16 protein-coding genes are annotated in these 25,462 nt (G+C 39.9%); 4 read left to right on the plus strand and 12 right to left on the minus strand.

All coding sequences use genetic code 11. From position 1 onward, the window contains the following. Together QUB06_RS01230 and QUB06_RS01235 are read right to left on the minus strand one after the other, a co-directional pair. Window positions 1-1,088 (minus strand): FkbM family methyltransferase (locus QUB06_RS01230; RefSeq protein WP_333433886.1); only part of this gene is annotated, 1,088 nt, incomplete at its 3' end. Between the two features lie 79 nt (window positions 1,089-1,167). Beyond that, window positions 1,168-2,040 carry a nodulation protein NodZ gene (locus QUB06_RS01235; protein WP_333433887.1) on the minus strand — a complete coding sequence of 291 codons (873 nt, stop codon included), beginning with the start codon at window positions 2,038-2,040 and terminating at the stop codon, window positions 1,168-1,170. A 50-nt stretch (window positions 2,041-2,090) separates the two neighbouring features. On the opposite strand from QUB06_RS01235, the gene QUB06_RS01240 reads away from it, so the two are divergent. Both QUB06_RS01240 and QUB06_RS01245 read left to right on the plus strand, forming a co-directional pair. After that, entirely contained in the window at window positions 2,091-3,875 is a 1,785-nt protein-coding gene (locus QUB06_RS01240; protein WP_333433888.1) for a putative capsular polysaccharide synthesis family protein, read from the plus strand. A 172-nt stretch (window positions 3,876-4,047) separates the two neighbouring features. Then, the gene (locus QUB06_RS01245; RefSeq protein ID WP_333433889.1) at window positions 4,048-5,556 is read left to right on the plus strand and encodes a tetratricopeptide repeat protein; all 1,509 of its coding nucleotides are present in this window, start codon (window positions 4,048-4,050) and stop codon (window positions 5,554-5,556) included. 45 nt (window positions 5,557-5,601) lie between these two features. Here the strand turns inward: QUB06_RS01245 and QUB06_RS01250 are convergent, their stop codons facing one another. Further along, complete coding sequence (locus QUB06_RS01250) at window positions 5,602-9,534, minus strand: polysaccharide pyruvyl transferase family protein (protein WP_333433890.1); 3,933 nt, start codon at window positions 9,532-9,534, stop codon at window positions 5,602-5,604. Window positions 9,535-9,555: 21 nt separating this feature from the next. Here QUB06_RS01250 and wecB point away from each other — a divergent pair, with 21 nt between their 5' ends. Continuing rightward, the gene (gene wecB / locus QUB06_RS01255) at window positions 9,556-10,665 is read left to right on the plus strand and encodes a non-hydrolyzing UDP-N-acetylglucosamine 2-epimerase (protein ID WP_333433921.1); all 1,110 of its coding nucleotides are present in this window, start codon (window positions 9,556-9,558) and stop codon (window positions 10,663-10,665) included. Window positions 10,666-10,673: 8 nt separating this feature from the next. Continuing rightward, window positions 10,674-12,686 (plus strand): glycosyltransferase, encoded by a 2,013-nt coding sequence (locus QUB06_RS01260; RefSeq protein ID WP_333433891.1) that lies wholly within the window; start codon window positions 10,674-10,676, stop codon window positions 12,684-12,686. A gap of 59 nt (window positions 12,687-12,745) precedes the next feature. On the opposite strand, the gene QUB06_RS01265 is transcribed toward QUB06_RS01260, so the two are convergent. The 9 genes from QUB06_RS01265 to QUB06_RS01305 form a co-directional block, all read right to left on the minus strand. Further along, window positions 12,746-13,372 (minus strand): class I SAM-dependent methyltransferase, encoded by a 627-nt coding sequence (locus QUB06_RS01265; protein WP_333433892.1) that lies wholly within the window; start codon window positions 13,370-13,372, stop codon window positions 12,746-12,748. Between the two features lie 116 nt (window positions 13,373-13,488). Further along, window positions 13,489-14,295: a class I SAM-dependent methyltransferase gene (locus QUB06_RS01270; RefSeq protein WP_333433893.1), complete on the minus strand. Its 807-nt coding sequence runs from the start codon at window positions 14,293-14,295 to the stop codon at window positions 13,489-13,491. Window positions 14,296-14,455: 160 nt separating this feature from the next. Continuing rightward, complete coding sequence (wecC, locus tag QUB06_RS01275; RefSeq protein ID WP_333433894.1) at window positions 14,456-15,676, minus strand: UDP-N-acetyl-D-mannosamine dehydrogenase; 1,221 nt, start codon at window positions 15,674-15,676, stop codon at window positions 14,456-14,458. 21 nt (window positions 15,677-15,697) lie between these two features. Continuing rightward, complete coding sequence (locus tag QUB06_RS01280) at window positions 15,698-17,941, minus strand: tetratricopeptide repeat protein (protein ID WP_333433895.1); 2,244 nt, start codon at window positions 17,939-17,941, stop codon at window positions 15,698-15,700. Window positions 17,942-18,076: 135 nt separating this feature from the next. Continuing rightward, window positions 18,077-18,634: a hypothetical protein gene (locus tag QUB06_RS01285; RefSeq protein ID WP_333433896.1), complete on the minus strand. Its 558-nt coding sequence runs from the start codon at window positions 18,632-18,634 to the stop codon at window positions 18,077-18,079. Between the two features lie 186 nt (window positions 18,635-18,820). After that, the gene (locus tag QUB06_RS01290; RefSeq protein ID WP_333433897.1) at window positions 18,821-23,422 is read right to left on the minus strand and encodes a tetratricopeptide repeat protein; all 4,602 of its coding nucleotides are present in this window, start codon (window positions 23,420-23,422) and stop codon (window positions 18,821-18,823) included. A gap of 562 nt (window positions 23,423-23,984) precedes the next feature. Continuing rightward, window positions 23,985-24,590 carry a 50S ribosomal protein L25/general stress protein Ctc gene (locus QUB06_RS01295; RefSeq protein WP_333433898.1) on the minus strand — a complete coding sequence of 202 codons (606 nt, stop codon included), beginning with the start codon at window positions 24,588-24,590 and terminating at the stop codon, window positions 23,985-23,987. 64 nt (window positions 24,591-24,654) lie between these two features. Beyond that, window positions 24,655-25,023, minus strand: a complete 369-nt coding sequence (locus tag QUB06_RS01300; RefSeq protein ID WP_333433899.1) for a hypothetical protein — start codon at window positions 25,021-25,023, stop codon at window positions 24,655-24,657. 37 nt (window positions 25,024-25,060) lie between these two features. Continuing rightward, window positions 25,061-25,432, minus strand: a complete 372-nt coding sequence (locus tag QUB06_RS01305) for a hypothetical protein (RefSeq protein ID WP_333433900.1) — start codon at window positions 25,430-25,432, stop codon at window positions 25,061-25,063. Between the last annotated feature and the right edge of the window lie 30 nt (window positions 25,433-25,462).

Raw genomic sequence — 25,462 nt, forward strand, 5'->3', positions numbered from 1 at the left:
TCCTGTTGGGTTTGAGATTGTTTAAGGTCGGTTTGGGTTTGTTGAAGTTGGGTTTGGAGTTGTTCCTGTTGGGTTTGAGATTGTTTAAGGTCGGTTTGGGTTTGTTGAAGTTGGGTTTGGAGTTGTTCCTGTTGGGTTTGGAGTTGTTCCTGTTGGGTTTGGAGTTGTTCCTGTTGGATTTGAGATTGTTTAAGGTCGGTTTGGGTTTGTTGAAGTTGGGTTTGGAGTTGTTCCTGTTGGGTTTGAGATTGTTCTAATTCTGCTAATATTTGATCCCGTTGAGATTCTAACTCAGCTAAATTCTCTGCTTTTTGTTGCAGTTGATCTTGGGTTTGTTCCAACGTTCCCAAAGTTTCTTGGTACTGTAACTGTAAAGTTTCTAACTCCTGTTGGGTTTCCTGAAGCAGTTGAGAGGTTGGGGATAGGGGTTGAACGGGAAGCAGCCCATCCTCAGTTCTAACAGTCTGACGGACATAGAACGCTTCTCCCCAAGCGGGATGGTAGGGAGTCTCCTCTGCTACACGCTGGAATTGGTAGTCGGTGAGGAACTGATCGACTTGTTCCGCTAAAGCCCCGCCTTTAAACAGTTCTTGATAATGAACGGTGGTGTAAATGGCATCTAGGGTGTTGAGGAGTTGGGTAGCGCCTTCTAATGCGAGGAGTTCAGCACCTTGGATATCGAGAATCAGAATATTAAAGTCAGTGGGAGACAGATCCAGTTCTTGCAGGAGAGTATCGAGGGTATGGGAAGGGAGGGTGAGTTGTTGAGTTTCTTTAATATTGGGGTAAATTTTGCTGTACTGTTGCCAGGGTAGGATGGAGCTGCTAGACTCTAGGGAAGTCAGATGCAGGGTCACGGTGTCGTTGTGGTTGGCAATGGCAGCTTGAACAACTTGAATATTGGGGCGCTCGGCAAAATTCTGTTGCAGTCGTTCAACGGCACTGGGGTTGGCATCGATGAGTAGGGTTTTAAGGGTATTGGGGAGGTTGAGGCGTTTGAGGGTTTTGCCGTCGTAAGCGCCTATGGAGATAATACCGCGTGGGGTGATATTATGTTGTTGACAGAGGTTGAGGAAGTCGAGTTTCATGGAGGAAGGCTTGAAGTTTAATGCGTTTGGGATTTATTGTATCAGGGATTAGAATGAGGAAAAGCAACTTTAGCGTGAATTACCAAAGCATGATATTATTGCTATCTGATTTAAAATAACAAGTTGATATCCTAGAAAACGATGAATTACCTTGTGCAATTAAATATTTGCAGTGGCTGAGTAAAAACATTTCAACAACAGCATCTAGGAGGATTTCTTCAGGAATTCGTCCAGATTGATAGCGATGGATTGGTGTGTGCTCAGAGGGGAACCATTTATTTCTCACTAGCATATGATTAACATATCGGAGTTTAAATTCAATAATGATATCAGGATTATCAGTAGCTAAAAAAATTTTAGCTGTAGGTTCTACAGATAAAAGGTCATCAATTTTTTGAAAAACCGTCTTTAAAGGTTGTTTAGGTTGTTTGTCTGTAAAACGTACATGAACACCAATTACAGTTTCAGAAAAATATTTTTCAGCAAATTCACACACGATTTTTTGAACAGCGGGTTTAAGTTTTAGATGATGACGCAGAATTTTTCTATCTAATCCTCCATAGGAAGTAAAGATGACAATATCTTCTGTGTAAGAACGATCTAATTCCACAACACATTTTTGACCTAAATATTGATCGTTTAATTTCCAAACAAGAGGAAATTGCATAACTTGATCGCTAGAGTCAGTTAAATGATTGAACCACATTGCAGGAGCAACAGTTTTTTGGCTATAATGGGGAATATCATAGGTATGCTGAAGACTACTATCTATATTGACAAGCTGAAAAAATTCAAAAAAGACATTTTTGGAGGAATGGCTACTGTACCAATGATCATTCCACTCAACGATTAGTTTTCTGTTAGTGGTTTGAGCATATTTAATAGCTGCGCTTAAAGCCGATAGTCTATTTCCTAGTCCTGCTATTCCTTTAAGGATGATATACTGCTCCATATCATTAAATTAACTAATGCTTGAATATTTTTTGATATCGCAATCATACCATGAATCAGCCGTTTTTCACAACACCTATCGTTTTGATTATCTTTAAAAGACCTCATACAACAAAACAGGTTTTTGAGGTGATTCAAACATTACAACCCTGTCAGTTATTCGTCATTGCTGATGGCCCTAACCCTGAACACCCTGGAGAAATTGAAAAATGTGCAGCTACACGGGCAATTATTGATCGAGTTGACTGGAAGTGTGAAGTTTATAAAAATTATTCGGATATTAATTTAGGGTGTAAACAACGGGTTTCTACTGGGTTAGATTGGGTTTTTAGCCAAGTTGAAGAAGCAATTATTTTAGAAGATGATTGTATTCCTAAACTGAGTTTTTTTCGATTTTGTCAGGAGTTATTAGAGCGATATCGCCATAATGAGCGTGTTTTTCAAATTACAGGAGAAAACACTCATGGATACCGTTGTTCAGATTCTAGTTATTACTTTTCAGCCTATAGCTTTTATTGGGGTTGGGCTACTTGGAAACGAGCTTGGAAATATTTTGATGGAAGTTTGAAACAATGGTTACAGGTACGGGAAAGTCAATGGTTACAAGACTATTTAGGAGATTACCCATCGGCTCAATATTGGGCGGAAATCTTTGATTTAACCTATAATGGATTTAATTCTTGGGGATGGGCTTGGACGTTTACTTGTTTTGTTAATCAAGGTTTATGTGCAGTCCCTAATCAGAATTTAATTTCTAATGTTGGTTTTGGGGAAGATGCCGCCCATACAACTTGGGAAGTAGATGAAATTGCAAATTTACCCACCCAATCTATTGATTTTCCTCTACACCATCCGACGAAGGTTACAGTTAATATTCAGGCTGAAGCAGCGATTGATAAAGTCAGGTTTACGGGTCGAAAATATCTCAGGGGAATGCGACAAAATGCTATTGATTTATTTAATCAAGGACAGTATGAATCGGCGTTAGAGATTTGGGAAAAGTGTATTAATTTTAGACCCGATTTAAGTAATTTCAACGAGGAAAAAGCCCGATGCTTGCAGAAAATAAGAAAGCATAAACAGACGATTCAAAGTGTAAACAATCATAAAATTGAAAAAAAAGCCAATCATCCGCGATTTTTAGTCTATACAATGGGAAAAGTAGGTTCAACTTCTATTTCAATGTCTTTAAAAAAGTATGCTATACAGGTCTATGATATTCATTTTTTAGACGAAACCTATTTACAGAATAATATGCACAAGGGTCATTGTGTTGATGGCTATTTTGTGTTAAAAAATTGGTTGGGAAAACCCTTGAAAGTTATTTCACTGGTCAGAAATCCGATTGATGTCAATATTGGGGGATTTTTTCAAAATATCGAGATTTATTATCCCCATTTAACCCCAGAACAAATCCAGCAGTTAACTGTTGAAGAACTGATTGACAAATTTTGGACACTAAACCCCAATTATCCCCTGGGTTGGTTTGAGCGAGAGTTTAATAAATCTTTTAATTTTGATGTTTATTCGCAACCTTTTTCGACTTTGGGATGGAAAACCTATTTCCATCACTCCTATCATATCTTGATTATGCAAGCTGAACTTATGGATAGTCAAAAACAGGAGATTCTTCGAGGGTTTACTGGGATGAGAGATTTTGAAATAGAAAACCATAATATTAGTTCCCAGAAGTGGTACGGTAATCTGTATAAACAATTTAAGAAAAAACTTGTAATTTCTGAAGAATATTTGGAGAAAATGTTAAAATCAAAATTTACTAAACATTTTTATACTGCGTCTCAAATTGATGAGTTTTATAGATGTGTTCACAAATAAAAACTTTTAAATGTCACTGAGAAAATTAATTTATAATATTAGTGAAGCAATTTTTATATCAGGAGATTGCATAGTACATTCGGTTTTTGATAATATTTATATATATTCATGAGCGGCTCATATCTTTATGTTAGTGTAGGTTAATGTTGGATTTGTCATGGAGAATCAAGCGATGAGTGCAGGTCAGTTGCTAAAGCAGGCTAATCATTTGAAGCGGGCGGGGAAGTTAGATGAGGCGATCGCACTTTATCATCAAGTCATTGAAAGGAACCCCCATTTTGCTTGGGCTTATTCTAATTTAGGCGACGCTTTAGTTAAACAAGGGAATTTAGAACCGGCTGTTACTGAGTATCATCGGGCTATTGAAATTAATCCAAATTCGCCTTTCTTTTATATTAACTTAGGTCGAGTTTTGATTCAACAAGGTTATTGGGAGAGAGGTATTCATTATTTGAGGAAAATTATTCAGATTAATCCGATTTTTTTATATGAATTGAATGGCAAGTATAAGCAATTATTTAATAGTCTTGAGAGAGAAGAATATTGTGAGTTTTGTCTTTCAGATCATGAAGACTTGATTGAATTAACAGAACAGCCCCGATGGGTAACTTTACCTACCAAACCTTTAACGAGTTATTCCATAAGCGGTCAAAGCTCTTCTGACCAGCCTCCCACTCATAATCAAGCTTTAATACAAGTTGAGTTTTTGGATAAAAATCAGAAACTTATACCAAGTCCATACTCTGCTATTCCCAACTCCAAAATACTAGGGCCATATTTCTACATTTCAACGTCAGGAAAAAATTTTTCTGAGTTTACAACTAATGTATTTAATACGAGTTCTGAAACTTACTATTTGCGTTTGGGTTTTAGAACTTGGAACAACAAAAAGCCAATGATTTTGGGTTCAAGGTTGAAGTTGGTGTTGGACTTGCTAGTTTCTTTGTTAGAAAAACTCACTCCGAATCATAATCGTGCAAAGCCTTTGTCTGAAGTTAGGGTTCATTCTGATGATTTGAAGAATGTTAATGAAGCGGTAGACTTGCTGACAAGAGTTAACAGTATTCTACCTAATTGTTATGGTATTTATGATACTTTAGGAGATATTTGGATGGGACAACAGCAGTTGGGTAAAGCCATCAGTGCTTACGGCAAGTGTAGTTTGATGAATCCCAACTATTCTTTTCCTTACGAAAAATTAAGACAGGCTTATGATGTCAATAATTTAAATGGTTGGGCGATTTCAGAGAATTTATTTCTTTATATTTTAGAAACTTTGCCCGTTGGTTCGACTATCCTAGAATTGGGGAGTGGGACAGGAACATTAGAGTTATCAAAGTATTACAACATGGTTTCTATTGAACATGATAAAGAATGGCTCAATAAGTATGATTCCCATTACATATATGCTCCTTTAGTTAATGATCTGTGGTATGATGGAAACGTTGTGCGGCGGGAGTTGCGGAATATTGATTATCATCTAATTTTGGTGGATGGCCCTCCACAACATCGCCGCAAGGGTGTTTTAAGTTATCTGGATTTGTTTAATTGGAATGTGCAGATTATTTTAGATGATGTCAATCGTAAGTATGATATGGATGTGGCAATTTCGTTGAGTAAACATTTAGGCAAAATTCCAACAGTTTATAGATATGATAAATATTTTGCTGTGATTAAATAAAATATGGATAGCTAAGTAACTCTTTAGGATGATTTTTGAATAAACTTAACTCTTAACTTCATAAATTGTCGGTTTTTCCACGTTCACCACACAATTTCCAGTTAATCTAATCGCAACTCTAAAGTATTTGGCACTTGAATGAGTCAATACTTGTAATTGTGTTTCGCCATTTTTAATATTAGTGGTAGTGTGCTTTAAACGCTCGGTTTCTGAATATTGTATAAACCAGAGAATACCTCTAACATTACCACTAATAGAATCAGTTTTTAAATAAACATAATACTCCCAAGAGGGTTTGATTTCCCAATCATAAGTTGGTTTAGGAGGTTTATTAAAAGCAATATCAGCAGTTGTGATATATCTCTTATCATCTGGTTCGGTCAACTTAAGATCAATTTTAATCTTGTCTTTGCTTAACACAGTTAGTTCAAATTTAGGGTCTTTTTGTGGTGCATACCAAGCTGAAGATAGCACATGAGAGTTATCTTCAGAAGCAAATGACAAGCAACTTAAATTTTTCTCAACTAATTTAATTACTTTTGGAATTGCTGGAGTATCTTGGACAATTTGATTGATAATTTTGGCTGTATTCCTAACCGTGAGCGCAGAATTTAAGCGATTTCCAATAACTTTAATACCTTCTCTTGATTGAGACTCTAGGTTTCGCACCTTAATTTTCACAGATTCTGGTAAATCACCTTTTAAATCCATAATTGATTTTATTTTATCAACTAATAGTGGGACTGAAACATCTAATGAAACCGAAAAATTTTCTATTCCCAAGTCTTCAAAATGAGAACTAACTTTGGGATCATAAGCTAAACCCAAAGTTGGAATACCTAAACGATGTGCTAATAAACAAGAGTGTAAACGCATAGAAACTAAGCCATCACAGGCTTTTAATGCACCAAACAATTCAGAAAAATCATCTGTCCACTTCAAAACTATTTTAGGTTGAGGAGACTCAATCATTGCAAATACTTGATCTAATATAGCTTCATCTTGGTTATTTTGCATAGGAATTCCCAGTAAGATACAGTTGTATTGTTGAGTTATTGATTGAAGTGCGTTAGCTAAATTTTCTTGAAAAGATGAAGAATTTATGTTGATTTTCCAATGTCTCAAATTGACACCTAATATTGGATTATTTCCCCTGATTTTATTAACTGAATCAGGGATTGAATATTTACTGATGTCTAAGGCAAATACTGGATCTGGAAAATACTCAATCTTACTTGGGGATTCTATAATTTTTTCTAAAAGTTGGAGACTAGTTTTATCCCTCACAGAAATATATTCTGCTTGTTTAGCTAAAAAACTCAGAAACTTTTGAGCATCAGGGTTGATCAAAGGGCCAACTCCCATGCCAAATACATAAAATGGTAGATTGTATATACACCCTAAAAGGGGAAGTTTCCCATAACCAGCTAAAGAAATTTGAGTATTGCTAAAGAGAGACAGCATTCCTCCAGAAGGAAGGAAAGTATAATCGTGCCACAACCCTCCACCACCAAGAAGGGTTGCTGATGCTGATGATATTTCGCAGTCAACTACAGGCAAATTATTTCTTTCAAAAGATTGTAAGGCGTGCATAGACTCTACTTTTTGAGGATTATTACTTGCCACAAAAAACTGAATGTGTGGATATAATTTTATGACTCCTTGACTAATAGAACGCAGGATTAATTCATCTCCTGTATTTCCGGCTCCATAAAAACCAGAAATAATTACTTTTTTGCTAAAATTATAATTTTTATCTAAAGATTTGCGTAAGACTTTTGCTCGTTCTTCACTGATAATTTCACTTTTCTCAAAAATATCTGATTCAATCCGATTAAATAGATCTAACCAACGATGTTCATAAAGGTGTTTGTTAGCCAGTTTATAAAAACTACGACGGCGCATAGCTTCATATTTTGCCGGGTTTTGTAAAATATTTTCTATCTGTTGAGTAATATCTTCTTTACTGTTAAAACCAATAATTTCTGAACCATATTCAAAATATTTTTTCATTTCTGTAAATTCTGTTGTACATAACACAGCACCACTGGCGATCGACTCAAAAACCCCACATTTGATATTTGTATATCCTGCTCGTGTTTGGGCAAAATTAATATGAATACGACCTGAACGACTAGCTTGTAGCATTTCGTAACCCCTAACAGTTTTTGAATTGGGTAGCTGCCAGCCATTGCCATAAACCTTAACTTTAAATTTATCTGCTAAATAAGCCATTAATTCTTGTCTTTCAGGTCGATTTGTTGCATGACCTAAACAAATAACATCAGCATCATGTTCTGGAGAATATTCTACTTGAGCATTTATATAGCTTCTATCAATACCAAAAGGAAATAAAAATGTATTGTTAATACCTGCTTCGTTGTAACGGTTTAATGCTAATTCTGAATTAGTAGTATGATAATCAAAATAACTAACATAATTGATCATTGACGATTGTATATCTGGGTCTGATAAAGTCAAAGCAATCAACAGAATTCCTCTTGATTTTAACTCTTGACTATCAGCTTCTTCAAAACAAAGACCTCCAGCACAACATATTATTACTTCGGGTTGAAAATTGTTTAAAAATACTTCAATAGATGGTAAGTCAATAAAAACAGCGCCATATCCTGAAATTGTTTTAGGCCGGTTTCTTAGAATATGACTATGACGTGCCCACGGATTGATATGTAAAACAGTATGTCCTAAGTTTCTTAATGATCGCAATAGACAGGCTACTATATCAGTGTCTCCATTCGCAAAATGACCAAAATATAAGATTTTGAACTTTCTAGGACTTTCTAAATTTAATTTTTGTAAATTTTCTCGTTGTATTTCAATAGTAGGTAAATTCATTTGAGTATCTTTCTCCTTATTACTCAATATTTCTAAACTGTTTCTATTACGATTAGATTCTTGATATTTTTTAGCATTTTGTTCTGTAACATAACTAAACAACTCTGCTTTAGCAGTGTTATCTAAATTTAAATATTTATTGATGATAATTTTTTCTAAAAAAATAGCCCTAGATTCAGCAGAAAAACTTTGAATAAACCTTTGATTCACTTGACAAGAAAGTTGCCTTAATGATTCAATATTATTAATTAATGACCTGATTTTTTTCGTCAAAATACTTATATTTGAAGCAGTTATTAATTCAGGAAAGGTACCAGGAGGCTCGCCTGATTGTAGAGAAATAATAGGCACACCACAAGCTGCATACTGAATAATCCGAGATGGATACTGAAAATGTCCCAAGTTAGCCAATTCAGGAAAATCATAATCGGTGCTATGATAATCTTTAAAATATTGAGGAATATTTAAGCCAATTAACCCTCCACCTAAGCAACGGGAAACTTCCTTAGTGGCTTCAATAAAACCACCACAGAGATTAAAAGGGTCTTCACTAACCTTGCCGAATATTTTGGTACTAAAAGGTAAATTAGAAATGAATCGATATCTTTCTTGTCTAACCTTTCCTATACAATTCCCTAAAAATACCACATCATAATCAGCATTTTCTGGATTATAACTAAAGGGGAAATGACTCTGATCAGTCCAGAAAGGAAAATTGAATCCTGAACGTCCATGATTTTGCTCATAAAAATTCAAAATATTAACGTCCCCACAGTGCAGGATAGTATCATAAAAATCTACAACATGGCGGTAACAAATGTGATATAAAACTGGATCGTCAGGCAGCCAAACTATCGTATGAATACCTTTCTCTTTAAGTTTAATTAACATTTCGGGCAGTAAAGTAGAAGCCCTAAAATTAAATATAATATCGGGATTTAAGTCAATTGAGTGATTAACTTGCTCCCAAATTGAACTAATATCATTTTCTTGTTTAGGAAATTCATGACCTTTCCAAATTTTGCCTGTCCAGTGAACTGAATGGCCTCTTTTTGTCAAAGCCTGTGCTAAACTTTCACAGGCATGGGTTTCTAAAATTGCATCAAATAAAATAATCTTCATTTAGAGAATCTCTTGACCATCATGTTAAACTCCCTCAACCGCATCTGTATTACCCTGGGGACACGACCAGAAGCCATTAAACTCGCTCCGGTTATCCAACAGTTTCAAAAAAACCCTCAGTTCACTACCCAGGTAGTCCTGACCGGGCAACATAAGGAAATGGTAGCTCAGGTGATGGAACTTTTCAATCTCAAGGCTGACTTGGATTTAGATATCATGCAGCCACGCCAGACTTTAACAGATATCACCTGTCGCAGTTTGCAGGGGTTGGAGGCACTTTTTGGCAGGTTGCAACCGCAATTGGTTTTAGTCCAGGGGGACACCACTACCGCTTTTGCTGCTGCCCTAGCTGCATTCTATCAGAAAGTCCCGGTGGGTCATGTGGAGGCGGGACTCAGAACCAATGACCTGTTCAACCCCTACCCAGAGGAAGCCAACCGCCGCTTAATTTCCCAAATCGCTCAACTACATTTTGCTCCCACTGACCAGGCGGTTAAACATTTGCGGGGTTCTGGGGTGGTGGGAGAAGTCCACCAAACGGGGAATACGGTGATTGATGCGTTATTAGCTGTGGCTAAGGAAAATCCGGTTTGTGAGATTCCGGGTTTGGACTGGGACTCCCATCGGGTGATTTTGGCAACAGTCCACCGCCGGGAAAACTGGGATAACCTGGAGGATATTGCTAGGGGATTTCTCCAGATTCTAGAGCGGTTTTCGGATGTGGCGCTACTGTTACCCCTGCATCGCAATCCCACGGTTCGGGAGCCTTTGACGGCTTTACTGGGAAATCATCCTCGGGTATTCTTGGTGGAACCGCTGGATTATGGTAAACTGGTCGGGGCTATAGGCGGTTGTTACTTAGTGATGACGGATTCTGGAGGATTGCAGGAGGAGGCTCCGAGTTTGGGTAAGCCTGTGTTAGTATTACGGGAGACTACGGAGAGACCGGAGGCTGTTGAGGCTGGAACGGCTCAACTGGTGGGAACCAATCCTGAGCAAGTATTTGCTGCTGCCATGCCTTTGCTCAGTGATTCTGCTGCCTATCAGGAAATGGCGAATGCGGTTAATCCTTTTGGGGATGGTCATGCTGCTGAACGAATTGTAGACATTGTAAGTCGATATCTTGAATGAATGTGAGAATGAATGTGAGCGGAAAAAGTGCGATTGGGAATTTAGAACGTTACAGTTGTTTGGTTAAGCAAGCATGGGAGGCTTACCAAGAAGGAAATTTTGGTGAGATGGCGAGTTTATTACAGCAATCTTGGGATTTTTCTCCCTACTGGAGATCTGAAACGATTTCAGACTGGGTTTCTAGATTTAGGCATTTGTGTTCACATTTAAAACAAGAGTTTGACTCGGATTCCCTAAGTAATTTGTATGAATGGGAAAGTGTTATATCGAATACGCTGGAGGTAAGGCTGCCAGGAAGACAGAAAAATAGTAAAAAAAATGTTGACTCTATAAAAATATCTGTTAATATTCCTAACAAGTTAGGGAGATTAGAACAAGAGAAAAAGAAAAATAATCATTTTTCAGAGACTAAGTTTAGAAAGGAAGTACAGGAGGCTCTTAAAACAGGTTATGAGGTTGAGGGAATCTATCAATTAATTCATAAATACTTGACCGAAGGTACTGTCGATGAATTTAAGTTAAATAGTCTAATTTTTTCGGAGATTAAAGATTCTCATACAGAAGAGTCAATAGAATTTGGAGAAAAAGCATTTGAACTGAGTGGTAATACGGGAATAGCAAAGGTACTATATGCTCGTTATCGTCGGCTTGGAGACTTATATCGCGCTTGTGAACTGCTTGAATATGTGAATGGTCAAACAGGTGAAGATCAAGATTTATTTTTGAAAGGACAAATTTATCTTTTGGAGAAAGGATTCCCTTTACCAGAAAAAAATGATCGGTCTTTTTCTTCATCAAGAAACAGTATTAAGGTTAATTATCTTCTACATAACTCTTTACCTTACAATTCAGGAGGCTATGCTACTCGCGCTCATGGTTTAAGTGTAGAACTATGCCAGCAGAGTATTCAATTAGATCCTGTCACTCGTCTTGGCTATCCGCTAGATAAGAATAAGGAGATTAATGAAGCTCCTGAGTTAGACCTTATCGATAATGTTATGTATTATCGGTTGCTGACCTATGATAATGGCTTTGGTCAATTACCACTTAATCAATATTTAGCTAAGTATTCTCAAGCTCTGATCAATTTTGCCAAGGTTCATCAACCAGACATTCTTCACGGGGCCTCAAATTTTATGAATGGAGTTGCCGCTAATTACGCAGCTAGAGTTTTGGGATTGCCTAGTATTTATGAAGTTAGAGGACTATGGGAAGTAACTCGAATGTCCAGGCAGCCTTGCTATGAGGATTCTGATCTTTTTAACATGATGAAGCGTATGGAAACTGAAGCAGCAGCGAATGCTACAGCAGTAATAACAATTACTGAAGCCTTACGTGATGAAATGGTTCGGCGTGGTGTCTCCAGTGATAAGATTACTGTTATACCAAATGGAGTAGACTCGGATAGGTTTAAGCCCCTCCAACGTGACCGAGAGTTGGAACAGAGTCTTGGATATCAAAGCAAGGTTGTTATTGGTTATGTGGGTTCAGTTGTTCAGTATGAAGGACTAGACTATTTGCTCCAAGCTGCCTCAATTCTAAAAGAGAGGGGATTAGATAACTTTACAGTCTTAATTGTAGGAGATGGCGATTGTTTAGAAGAAATTCAACAGCTATCAGAGCAGTTGAGTTTACAGGATATAGTAACGTTTACGGGACGAGTTCCCCATCATGAAGTTGAGAAGTATTACAGTCTTATTGATATTACTCCATATCCTCGCAAGGGTCAGCCTGTTTGCGAAATGGTATCACCGATGAAACCTTTCGAGGCAATGAGTATGAGCAAATGTGTAGTTTCTTCTAATGTAGCTGCTTTAACAGAAATTATTAATGATGGTGTAACGGGTTTATTACATCAAAAGGATAACAGTGAGGATCTTGCGAACATTCTTGAAAAATTGATTTGTAATCAGGCTTGGAGACAAAGATTAGGAGAAGAAGCTAGAAATTGGGTAAAGGAACAACGAGACTGGAAATTTTTAGCAAAGAAGCTAATCTCGGTGTATAGAAAAGTTGTGTAATCTCTAGAGTTGTATGTATCTATTTAATACTCATGGCTACACAGGTTAAGGTCGGCTTTTCAAGTGTTTTTAACCAAAATTTCTTCTCTTATTAAAACCCAGTTAGTTTTATTCTTATAATTAAGTATAATCTTTTCGGCTTGAGGAAAATATTGTTCTAACTGAGGCACATCAAAGCTTTGCTTATGATATTTAGGCAAAGGATTCTCCTGAAAAGGAACTGTTATAAGAAGCTGCTTTCTACAAACTCGTCGTAACTCTTTTAAAGCTGCATTAAAAGCTGGAATCTCTAGATGCTCTAAACATTCCATACAGGTAACAATATCAAATTCTTGATCGCTAAACTGCAAATTTATAACGTCCATAATTTTAAATAGATTGGAAGTTGAATATTCTTTCATCAATCGTTTCATTCCCGGATATATCTTAATATCAATACCTACAAGTTTTTTAAATTTGCTCATCAGGTTTAAGGCATGAATAAATTGACCTTGACCAACACCAACATCTAGCAATGATTCATAGGAACTCAGTTGAGACATAATAAAACTCCATCTCAAACAGTCGCTTTGATACAACTTAACAGGTTGCTCATCTTCCTCAACCCACTCTTCTAGCAAATCATAGATTTGATTCAATTCTCTGTTTCCCTCAAGATCGGATAGGTTAATTTGTCGATAAATCATAATTTCCCTCTATTCACATTATGTTTGACATAAATCTATTTTCATTCCCCTAACTTGCTACATTATATATAATAATATACCATAAAGTGGCTTTCTAATGCTTGATTAGATTAAACTTATTCTTTTTTAGGAGTCTTATGAGAAAGTATAACATTTATAAAGTCATGGGTTAGATCAAATTTAGGATATCGAGACAAAACATCTTCAAAACGGTTATAAAAATCTTCGTCAAATTTTGAAGATGTTAACCACTCTTGTTCTATGGATAGATATACAAAATCAAAATATAACTTATACTGGGCATAGGTTAATTTGTTAACCCAAGCAGGTTTGGCAGGAGGTTTTCCTATATATTGATAGAACTCCTCAAATATATCATCTGTAAAAAGTAGATGAGGCCAAGGGAAATAAACTTCTCTGTATCTATGAGATGCTTTTGGTCCTCGATACAGATTAGCAGACACATATACTTTTCCGTCTTCTTGCAGCAAATCTTTGACTGCTTTCAATGCCGAAAATGGGTGTTTGATATGTTCCCAAACAGCCCATGAGTGAATTCTATCAAACTTTCCTAAAGCACTATAATCCTGCTCAGTAACATCAAAAGCCAAGAGGTTCAGCTTTTCCTCATTGTACTCTTCCCACTCTTTATACTTTTTAACATCAACACCGATGCTTTCGCACTGATATTCTTTGGCAAGCACGTAGCAAAGATCACCGCGTCCACATCCTATTTCTAGAACTCTTTGACTACTATCAACACCCAGCATTGAATTAAGGCGACTCGCTCGACCTTTCGCTGCTTCTAGTCTTGGCTTACTTAAAAGTGAACGTGGTTTTCTAACTATTGGCTTGTCCTTATATTCTTCGTTTAGTTGAAGAAACAAATCTAAATTATACTTCACCTTTTTTTCTCTATTCATGTTGAACTCCTTATTAAGTTTAAAAACAGCTATGTCGTCCTTTTTTTATTGTCTGTATAAATTAGAAGGAATTGAAGATATTTTTTTTTGATGATTATGAATAAAAAAAATTCATCAATTCTAGTTTTTTTGATAAAGCTTGAAAGTCAGACTTATTATTCTATCTTAGAATTCCTACTGTATCAACTAAAACTTTATATTCTAAAGACTTAGGATTGATATTTTTAAACTCTCGATGACCAACCAAAAACAGAACTATATCAGCATCATTTATTCCCATTTTTAATGAAACTAATTGAACCCTCTGTAATTCCTGAAGCCGTGGAGGTAACTTTTCAATATAAGGTTCCACAACTAGAATATCTGCTATTCCTTCAGAAGCGAGCTTTTCAATTACTAAAACTGCCGGACTTTCCCGTAAATCATCAATATTGGCTTTGTAACTTAACCCCAAACAAGCAATCTTGGGATTTTCAAACTTAGCAGCAGCCTCCTTAACCTTAGCAACGACAAAATCAATTTTACTATCATTCCCCTCCCGTGCCGTTCTAATCAACCGCGCCTCCTGGGGTGCAGCATCCACAATAAACCAAGGATCAACTGCAATACAATGACCCCCAACTCCCGGCCCTGGTTGCAGAATATTCACCCGAGGATGACGATTCGCTAATTCTATCAGTTCCCAAACATTAATATCAAGGCGATCGCAAATCATCGACAACTCATTCGCAAAAGCAATATTAACATCCCGAAAAGAATTTTCCGCTAATTTAGCCAACTCTGCTGTCCGCGCATTGGTGCAAACAATCTCCCCAGTCACAAACTGGCGATAAAATTGAGTAGCCTTTTCAGCCGAGACAGGATTCAGGCCCCCAATCACCCGGTCATTCACCACCAACTCCTTCAACGTCTGACCCGGTAATACCCGTTCAGGACAATGGGCCAGATAAACCGACCCCTGAACATCCAACTCAGGACGCAACTCCTGCAACCAAGCCGACATCTTTTCTGTCGTCCCCACCGGACTCGTAGACTCCAGAATTACCAAATTTCCCGGTTCCACATAGGGAGCAAGTGCCTTTGTAGCAGCCTCAATATAAGAAATATCCGGCACATGATTATCCTTAAACGGAGTCGGAACCGCAATAATAAATACATCTGTCGATATAGGCTCCAAACCAACAGTCAGATTGCCGCTATTAACCGCAGCCCTCACCAATACATCCAAGTCCGGCTCTTGAATATGAACTTCTCCTCGGCTAATCAGATCGACAATCTTCTGATTGACATCTACACCATGAACTTTAAATCCCCGATTCGCCAGCAAACTCGCCGTTGGCAAGCCCACATAACCTAATCCCATTACGCAAACTGTCTGCACTTCTTAATCCTCCAATAAATCTTAACTTCTAGCGAATAAACTATTATAAACGTCTAAATATCGTTCAGATACTTTGTCCCAACTCCGGTAATATCTTACCCACTCTCGTGCAGCATTGCCCAGCCGGTTCCCCATTTCGCGATCGCGATAAACCTGCAAAATTTGAGACTTTAAACTCTCAACATTACCACACCTACAAACTAAACCCGTCTTTCCATCCTCCACCATTTCTACTAACGGCGACAAATCAGAAACAATCACCGGTTTAGCCATTGCCATCGGCTCCAAAACCTTCATCGGTGGCACATATCTACAAACCTGGTCATTCCGGCGAGGAAACACGCATAGATCACAGACCGAGTAATAATCAGGGATATCAGAAAAGGGAAGACGACCTGTAAAAATAATTTGAGCCTTACCCGAATTGGATTGAGCCAAATCCTGCAATTCTTTCTGTGCTAAACCATCTCCAACAATCAACAAAGCAATTTGATAGCCTTGTCCAATTAAATCTTGCGTTCCTTGAATTAAAATATCAATTCCTTCATATACATTTAAAGACCCCACAAAACCGATTACAAACTTTCCTGTAAGGTTGAACTTTTCAATCAAGTGTTTTGCAGGATTCCGAGGACTAAACCGGTTTAAATCTACTGCATTAGGAATCACAGTTACCCGATCTGAATCTACCCCCCAGTCAATCACCTCTTCTTTTAAAGCTTGAGAAATTACAACCACACCATCCGCTTGTCTGGCAGCCGTAGCTTCCATCATTTTTTGATAAGCATACCAATAGGAATTCTGAAAATTAGGTTCCTTGGCGACCCTAGAGAGATACCACAAACCTCTAATTTCGTAGATGGATTTAATTCCTAACTTTCGAGCGGCTAACACAGACGCCATTCCATTTAAAAAATTGGAAACCCCATGAATCACTGATGCTTGATGTGAATGAGCCAACGTCACTAACCCTTCTGCATACTTTTCTATATACTCGTAACTGCGAAGATCCCATCTCCCCTTCTGACCATCTGAGTCTCTCAGACGACAATATTTAATCTCCTCAATTTGATCCCAATCCCGAATCGAGCCGTTTTGATACTCGGGCAAGTCTTGGGGATATCCTAAGCGAGTTGTAGCCAACACATTCAGATTATGAAAACGAAGTGATTTTAAAATATCATGGGAACGAATTGTATAGCCTGTCCCATCATAAGGTGGAGAAATATGGAGGGCAAATAGTACATTTTGATTAAAGGTTACAGTTTTTTTATAATTGCTATCCAAACTGCACTCATTGGATTTACCAGCATAGTCCATTTCCCAAATCGTGCGATAAAGCTCAGTTGCTTCTTGAGATTTATCCTGCTCCTCCAAAACATCTCCTAGTTTCTTAATAACATAATAATTTTCAGGTTGAATTTTATAGGCTCTTTTATAACTTAAAATTGCCTCATCCCACCGCCCTAGATTCTCAAAAACTTTTCCCAAACTGACATTACACTCAAAGTTATAAGGTTCTAAATGTTCACTCTTACTCAAATAATTTAATGCTCTTTCCCATTTTTTTTTCTCGATCAAAACTTTGCCAAGTTGCAAATTCAGTTCTGGGTGATCTGGATTGATTTTTAACCCAATTTTATAAAAAATTATGGCATTATCTAACAATCCTTGTTTGACCAAACTGTTACCCAAATATAAATAAAGTAAATAGTTGTTTGGATTGTGATCGATTTTTTGATAATACTGATGTAACGGATCTAACTTTTTGGTGATTTGCCGACAATACGCTTCTGTTCCTTCTGGGTCAAATTGAGTATCAGGTTCGTTCTTCTCTGACTCATTATCCTGAATCGCTTTTTTGATATCTACAGATACGGAAGAACATGGAATAGTTTCAACAGTTCTATTCGTCTGAACTTTCAAAGATGTCTCAAGCCTTGATCGCACCTCTACCAACTTCGGCTCAATCTTGGCTACTTTTTCTCTAAGCTGTTGAGCTTCTTCAACCCGTCCTACCTGTTGTAACGCTTGACTTAACCCCCAATGTGACCAAGCTGCACCCGGTTTTAACTGAACTGCCCGTCTATAGGCTTCAACGGCTTCTTCCCAACGCCCCAACTTCTCCATGGTTTCCCCTAAATTATGATAAGCCAGATAAAAATTTGGATTTTGACTGATGGCACTTTGGTAAGCTACGATCGCCTCTTCTAACTTTCCTTCTCTTAACAACTGGTTCGCTTGCTGAAAAAGTTTGACCGTCATGGGTGGTAGGCTCTAAAAAAATAAGGGTTGCTAGTCTGGGCTTTAAACGTCAAACCTCGTATCACAAATTCCACATTGAAACCGACAGTGGCGATTAGCAGCAGGACGATTAACCCACTCAAAAGTTCCCAGTTTCTACCGATTTAGCTGTTCCCGGTTCAGCAAATCTGTCTTCACAGTCTGCACAAACACTTTAGAGCGCTCCAAATCTGCTTGAATCCTTTGTAATTTTAACTGTATGCCATCTACCCCTGACTCCGCATCCTGTTGAGGCAGGGGAACCTCCACAGTAGAGGATTCAGATCCTAATTTAACCGTTACTTCTGCCATCTTAGCAAGACTTTGATCCCGTAAAATCGAATATACAGTTAACTGGTCGTGCTGATCAATCACTCTACTCAAGTCTAAAATTGCCTGAAACCCACTAATTCCTGCTTCTGAAGCTTGGGGATAAGTTTGGGCCACATCAGGACGAGGAACATTCACCGCAATAGTTTTCAGCACTCTCCCCTGATGAATCACTTCAACCGCGATCGCCGGAGACATTTTCCCCAGAACCCAACCCCGAAACTCAACAGCCCCAGCATCAGTTTGAGTTCCTGTTTCTGGTGCATCGAGATTAAACGCTAGTAACCCTTGAGATTCTGCGACGGGGGTACTAAGCACTTCTACAACGTCAATCGTTTTTTTCATTTCAGATTGCTGAATCCTGAGTTAATTGCTTCCTTAAGCGTAGGGCCGATGATTCCAGAGAGACGGAGGGTTTTACTGTTCAGTTGACACCACTGGGGGATGCCAGAGGGAGCGAGACTTTAGTACAAACCAGAGAGACAGAGGGCTTTAGACTTAAGTTGACACCCTAAACTCATCGGGATGTTCCTAATGACTCCCCCGCCAATTCTCGTCCTCCAATCTAATACCGCTGTCTTGACAAGCCCTGGTTAAATGAGGGCTGTAGTAAGGGTCATTCTCAATATATTTTTGCCACCTGCTTTCCATCAGCTTCGATTCCTTCCTCAGTCGCTCTTTCTTTTCAGGCGAGTCTTCATAACCCCGGCTTTTAGATTCGTGGTGGTAAAGAACTACATGAGGCAGGTAAATATTTCGGTACCCTTTCTCTAGCATTTTCAAACACAAATCCACATCATTGTACGCCACTGTTAGTTCTTCGTCAAACCCCCCAATACTCTCAAATACTTCGCGGCGACACATTAAACACGCAGCAGTTACCGCTGAAACATTGTTCATGCCTACCACATTCCCGAAATAGCCAGGAATCGATCGCGGCATATGGTAAAAACTGTGACCGGCAACTCCGCCGCCTAGCCCCATCACCACTCCCGCGTGCTGGATTTTGTTATCTGAGTATATCAACAAATTGCCCACAGCCCCGATCGAGCTTCTCTGAGCTTGTTCAACCATCCCGTCAATCCAATCGGGAGTAATTACCTCTGTATCGTTATTCAAAAACAGCAAGTAATCTCCCTCCGCTTTGCTAACAGCGTAGTTATTAATCTTAGAGAAATTGAACGGAATATCTAGGCGATAACTTTTAAACCTCGCTGATTCCTTAGCCGTCCATTTAGCCAGAATTTCCGCCGTGTGTTTCTCTTGACTGCCGTTATCGATGACGATAACTTCGTAGTTGGGGTAGACGCTCTTAGTAAAAATAGACTCCAAGCAATTGTCCAAAACATCGCCTAAATCCCGCGTCGGAATAATGATGCTGACCCGCTTGTAATCCGCAATTTTGTAGCGTGCAATAAAGTGTCCCAAAAAGTAGGGAACGCCTTCAATTTTCCCCGGTTCGCCCCGGCGTTCGATCGCCTCTTGCAAAGCTTTTTGCCCTGCGTCATAGGCATAGGGTTTAGCATCTACACCGCCTGCAGCCGAACCCGCGTGCATTCTCCAGTGGTAAAGAATTTTAGGGATGTGAAAGATTTTGTCAGTTTTTTCTGTAAACCTCAAAACCAAATCATAATCCTGAGCTCCTTCAAAACCCGGTCTAAAACCGCCGATTTCATTGATTAGCGATCGCCTGTAAGTTCCCAAATGGCAAGTGTACATCCGAGATAAAAATGAATCCGGACTCCATTCTGGCTTGAAGAAAGGATTTATCAGTTCTTTATCCTGATAAATCTTGTCTTCATCTGAATAAATCATGTCCGCTTCCGGGTGGCGGTTCAGCAGCAGCACCACTTCATACAAAGCCTCTGGTGTCAGCGTATCGTCGTGGTCTAGCAATGACACAAATTCACCCGTCGCCAACTCCAAAGCTGAATTGGAACAGTGAGAAATGTGACCGTTTTTGGTTCTATAAACTACTTTAATTCTGCTATCTTTAGCTGCATATTCTTGTAAAATCTGCTTGACATGAGACGCGGTTGATGCGTCATCCGCAATGCACAATTCCCAATAAGGATATATCTGATGGAGAACTGATTCTATTGCCTCCTGCAAATAATTTTCTGGCGTATTGTAAGCCGGCATGACAATGCTAATCAGCGGCTTGTAGTTAAAGATTTCTAATGTTTCCGCCATTTTTCGCAAGTCAGCTTCTCTTGGGCTGTGCTTAGCGCGCCACTTCGTGTAAGCTGGGTCTTGACCGAGGAAGAGCGAATCTCGTAAGTTTTGATAATCCAAACCAAAAAGTTTCGGATCTAGTTTACTCGCCGTCTGATACTCTTCCAAAGCTTGGGAAAACTTATCTTGTTTAGCTAGAGTTTTCGCTAGATTGTAGTGAGACCAGCCAAAGTTAGGATCGACTTCGATCGCTTTCCGATAAGCAGCAACAGCTTCATCAAGCCGACCTTCTTCTTGAAATACATCAGCTAAGTTGTGGTGCGACCAAACAAAATTTGGATTGAGTTCTGCCGCTTTCTGATAGCTTTTAATAGACTCATCAACTTTACCGATCCATTTGAGGACATCGCCTAAATTGTGGTGAGTTCCAAAGTAATTGGGATTAATTGAAATTGCTTTGCGGTAGGCGGCCACAGCCTCGGCAAATTTACCTTCTTCTTGTAGAGAAGTCCCTAATTCGTGGTACTCCGCAGCTATCCCAGGGGTGTGTTCGATCGCACTTCCAGAATTTCCGTGAACAGCGCGATCGCTCTTTTTCGCCGCCCTACTTACACCCTTTTTTTTTAACACCTCTTCTAACCGCTCAGAAATAGCCTTGTCATCAGGCCGAATCTGCAACGCCATCTGATAAAAGACGATCGCCCCATCCGGCCAACTGTGCCGCACCAAAGCATTAGCCAACTCAACATAAAGGTCAGCATCATTCGGCGCAATCTCGAGCGCCTTGTGATACAACTGCACGTCATCAGGATTCCCCTGAATCGCCCGCCGGTACAAACGCATCGCTTCCTTCAAATCCCACTGCGATCGCATCCTCAAAGCATCAGCCAACTTTTGCGAAAGCCAGGGCAAATCAGCCTGAATTTCCGCAGCGCGACGGTAAGCGGCGATCGACTCATCCCACCGTTCCAGCTTCTCAAAAGCCGTTGCCATGTTGTAATAAGTCCACGGAAAATCAGGATTTAACTCGGCTGCGCGTCGGTAAACATCGATCGCTTCCTCCCACCTTTCCATTTCTAGCAGCACGTCGCCTAATTTGCTCTGCGACCAGAAGAAATTCGGATTAACTTCGTTAGCACGCCGGTAGGCAACAACTGCCTCATCCCAACGTTCCAAATTCACCAGCGCTTCTGCTAAATTGTTGTGCGCCCAAAAATGGTCGGGATTGAGTTCGATCGACCTTTGGTAAGCCGAAATTGCCTCATCCCACCTACCTAGTTTAATCAGTGCGTCTGCTAAATAGTTGTGCGACCAACTGAAATCTGGATTTAATTCTGTTGCTTTGCGGTAAGCATTTACAGCTTCTTCCCACCGTTCCAACTTCAGCAACACATCGGCTAAATTGTTGTGAGACCAGCTAAAATCTGGATTTAATTCGATCGCCTTGCGGTAAGCATTTACAGATTCCTCCCACCGTTCCAACTTAACCAGCGACTCAGCTAAATTGTTGTGCGACCAAGAAAGATCGGGATTGTTTCTAATGGCATTAGTGTAAGCTTCTACCGCCGCTTCCCACTGTTCTTGACCCTTAAGAATTTCGCCCAATTCGTGATAAGCTGCGCCCGCATTTGGATTCAACTCAACCGCGCGCCGGTAACACTCAATTCCCTTCTCTACCTTACCTTGCTCGATCAAAGTTTTGGCTAAATTCTCGTGTTCCTCAGCGGTGCCGGATTTCGGGTCGATCGCAAATGCTCGATACCAAGCCTCAGCCGCCGGTTCAGACTTCCCTAACTGAGTTAACAGTTTGGCAAAATTGCGGAAAGCACCTGCAAAATCCGGTTTCAGGGCGATCGCCTTTTCGTAAGCAGAAACCGCTTGCTGCCACTGTTCTTGCTGCGCGCAAATGCTGCCGTAATTAGCATAAGCTTCGGCAAAATTTGGGTTAATTTCTATTGCTTTGACATAGCAACTTTTAGCTTCATCAATTTTGCCGCCCGCTTGCAGCGCGTTGCCCAGCATTTTGTAAAGTGGCGCTTCCGGCTTAATTTGCAGTGCCTTCTTACAAGCTGCGATCGCCTGTTCCAATTTGCCCTGAGCAAAATAGCCTTCTGCTAGTATTTTGTATGCTTCTGGATCTTCTATATTAATTGTAGAATTAACTGCCTGCTGAACTGGCGGATTAACTGGCGGCTGCACTGCCTGCTGCACTGGTGGCTTAACTGCGGTTGCTGCGGGCTGCTGCTTAACTGCACCGTTTTTCGCAGTTGCACCCGCCAAAGTTTGCTGTCCTTCGCTGCCGTTTCTCGCATTAGCTGCGTTGAGTTCAATAGCTTTGCGATAATATGCTGTCGCTTCCTCTAACTTGCCTTGTTTTTTTAGCGCTTCGCCCAAATTTTGGTAAGCAGTCGCCACATTAGGATTTAATTTTATGGCGCGATCGTAACAGGCGATCGCTTCGGTAAATTTTTCCTGCCGAAAAAAAGCGTCGCCCATATTCAAGTGTTCCCCAGGCGCTACTTTTTCCGGTTCTAAACTAAATGCTTGATACCAGCACTGCTGGGCTTCTTCCGGTTTGTTAATTTGTCCAAATACTTTTGCTAAATTCCGGTACACTCCCGCGAAATTCGGCTTAATCGCGATCGCCTTTTTGTAAAACTCGATCGCCTCCTGCCATTTTTGCTGCTGCGCGCCCAGGCTACCCAAATTCGCGTATACTTCCGCAAAATTCGGTTCTATTTCAATCGCTTTAGCGTACCAGTGCCGCGCTTCTTCCATCCTGCCTTGAGCTTGCAGCGCGTTGCCCAAAGTCTTGTAAGCCGGTGCAAAATTTGGGTGAATCTTCAAAGCTTGCTCGCAGGAGGCGATCGCTTCTTCTATTTTTCCTTGGGATAAGTATGTTTCTCCCTGTTGGTTAAATTGAACCGCTGTTGATTCTGTATTCACTGTTGATGGCATATGGGCGGCGGCTCCAGAGGCAGGAATTAAATAGGGTAGTCAAAACGTTTCACAATTATACTCGCGTTTGACACTAAGAGTAGCGGGCTTGTTCCCCTAATTCTTAATTTTTTTGACTCTCGGTGCTGGCGAGGAACCGGGATTCTCGGCTGATTTTTTGATTTTACGGCTAAATATGTAAGAATCAGTACGGTTTCTGGCGGATTTGCGCGCCAGTCCCGACTTTTGTAGCTAAAGAGTCGAGCGCCCGTGTTGTAAAGGAAAGTAAACACGGCTGGTTCTTCCTGGTGGGATGCTTTCTTGTGGACTGGGCAAGGGAGATTGCACCCTTTTCTATAGGCTTTTTAGCGGCGGGCTAGGAGCAACGGCCCACAAGAAAGTCATTCACTATTTGTGGAACAGGCATCTTGCCTGTTCATAAAAGGCTAATTGACAATGGTGCAAGATGTGCGATCGCACCCAAATTAGAATAGCCTTTTTAGCAAAAAACGATCGCCCTTTTGGGAGAAAGCGATCGCCCTTTTTTTGCAACCATTAGTTAACAACTATTAGCAATTACTAATTAAGCTGCTGCGGCTGCGTCTTCTTCTGCGTCTTCGGCTTCAGAACCTGCTTGAATTCCCAGCACGCTAACAACCACCTGATCTGGTTCGCCGAGAGCTACCACTCCTGCAGGCAAAACTAATTCGTGAATATGCAGCGCATCCCCAACCTTTAAATGAGAAATATCTACTTCAATTGCTTCAGGAATGCTGTCAGGTTTGCACTTAGCTGGGAGTTGCGTCAGCACGGTATCCAAAATGCCGCCTTCTAGCTTGACGCCGACAGGTTCGCCGACAAAACGTAGTGGCAATTCAACTTCCAGGCTGTCTTGAGTTGCCACGGAGAAAAAGCTCAGGTGGTAAGGATAGCCCTTCCAAGGATGAACTTGAACTTCCCGGAGCAAGGTTTTTCCGCTCCAAGAGAGGTCGGGAATGCTGAGGTCAATTAGGGTATTGTTGACTACGTGCTTTTTGAGCAGGTGTTCAACTGTTTTGGCTTTGATGGTAAGGGAAATGGATTCAGATCCTTTGTGACCGTAGAGGACGGCGGGAATCAATCCAGAGCGGCGGAGGGCGTTAGGTTTGCTGCCTTCTGCCCGCTTTTGACATTCTACTGCGAGTTCCATTTTCTGACTTTCTGCTGATTGTTTTCACATTTTACCAGAATTGTGATATTGCGATCGCGCTCAATTAAATTCGCTGAAGGTATTGATAAGTTTCGTTTTCCACACACTTCAGCAATTCCAGCATTTTTCTCAGACGGTACGTTCCTGATTGATACTCTTCTTTTGAAGGGTAATCACCAAGCTTAGTAAGAACTGCATCGCTTTCACTGATGATTGCTTCACTGAAAATTTTCTTAAACTGCTGGCGAATATCTTGATTTAATTCAACTAGAGGCAGAATTACATTTTCTTCATCTAGGTAAATTTCGGTTTCGACTGATGCCCCGCCTATTTTTGAAAATGCTGATTTTGCTAACCACTCGTAAGTAGCTGCTGTTATTCTTACACTATCGGACGGTTCACCATTGGCTGAATAAAAACTGATGTCAAACATTGGGATTACTCCTTCTAGTAAACATCCAGAAACTCATTCAAAGGACTCGCTGAAGATACTGATAATCTTCGTTTTCAACACATTTTAGCAAGTCCAGCAATTTCCTCAAACGGTAGGTTGCTGCTTGATATTCTTCTTTGAGACGGGAATCTCCCAGCTTGGTGAGGACGGTATCGCTTTCGCAGATAATTGCATCTCGGAAAAATTTTCTGAGCTTCTGGCGAATATCTCGATCTAACTCAACTACAGGTAGCTTCTCCTCTTCTTCATCTATCAAAATATTTCTGGGAACTGATTTGCCAATTTGGGAAAATTCTGATTTTGCCAACCACTCGTAAACCTCTTCCGACATTTCGACATAGTGTGGTGACAGTTCGGTTTTGAATGCATAAAAAATAAAATCTAACATTAGCTTTCCTCTTGACCTTCCTGATTTAAC

The organism is Microcoleus sp. D2_18a_D3, assembly GCF_036702455.1.
Classification (GTDB): Bacteria; Cyanobacteriota; Cyanobacteriia; order Cyanobacteriales; family Microcoleaceae; genus Microcoleus.

Coding starts and splice junctions, on each gene's coding strand:
- QUB06_RS01240 (WP_333433888.1), top strand. CDS start 2,091: ATGAATCAGCCGTTTTTCACAACACCTATCGTTTTGATTATCTTTAAA.
- QUB06_RS01290 (WP_333433897.1), bottom strand. CDS start 23,422: ATGCCATCAACAGTGAATACAGAATCAACAGCGGTTCAATTTAACCAA.
- QUB06_RS01250 (WP_333433890.1), bottom strand. CDS start 9,534: ATGAAGATTATTTTATTTGATGCAATTTTAGAAACCCATGCCTGTGAA.
- QUB06_RS01265 (WP_333433892.1), bottom strand. CDS start 13,372: ATGATTTATCGACAAATTAACCTATCCGATCTTGAGGGAAACAGAGAA.
- wecB (WP_333433921.1), top strand. CDS start 9,556: ATGTTAAACTCCCTCAACCGCATCTGTATTACCCTGGGGACACGACCA.
- QUB06_RS01270 (WP_333433893.1), bottom strand. CDS start 14,295: ATGAATAGAGAAAAAAAGGTGAAGTATAATTTAGATTTGTTTCTTCAA.
- QUB06_RS01245 (WP_333433889.1), top strand. CDS start 4,048: ATGAGTGCAGGTCAGTTGCTAAAGCAGGCTAATCATTTGAAGCGGGCG.
- QUB06_RS01235 (WP_333433887.1), bottom strand. CDS start 2,040: ATGGAGCAGTATATCATCCTTAAAGGAATAGCAGGACTAGGAAATAGA.
- QUB06_RS01280 (WP_333433895.1), bottom strand. CDS start 17,941: ATGACGGTCAAACTTTTTCAGCAAGCGAACCAGTTGTTAAGAGAAGGA.
- QUB06_RS01260 (WP_333433891.1), top strand. CDS start 10,674: ATGAATGTGAGCGGAAAAAGTGCGATTGGGAATTTAGAACGTTACAGT.
- QUB06_RS01305 (WP_333433900.1), bottom strand. CDS start 25,432: ATGTTAGATTTTATTTTTTATGCATTCAAAACCGAACTGTCACCACAC.
- QUB06_RS01295 (WP_333433898.1), bottom strand. CDS start 24,590: ATGGAACTCGCAGTAGAATGTCAAAAGCGGGCAGAAGGCAGCAAACCT.
- QUB06_RS01300 (WP_333433899.1), bottom strand. CDS start 25,023: ATGTTTGACATCAGTTTTTATTCAGCCAATGGTGAACCGTCCGATAGT.
- QUB06_RS01285 (WP_333433896.1), bottom strand. CDS start 18,634: ATGAAAAAAACGATTGACGTTGTAGAAGTGCTTAGTACCCCCGTCGCA.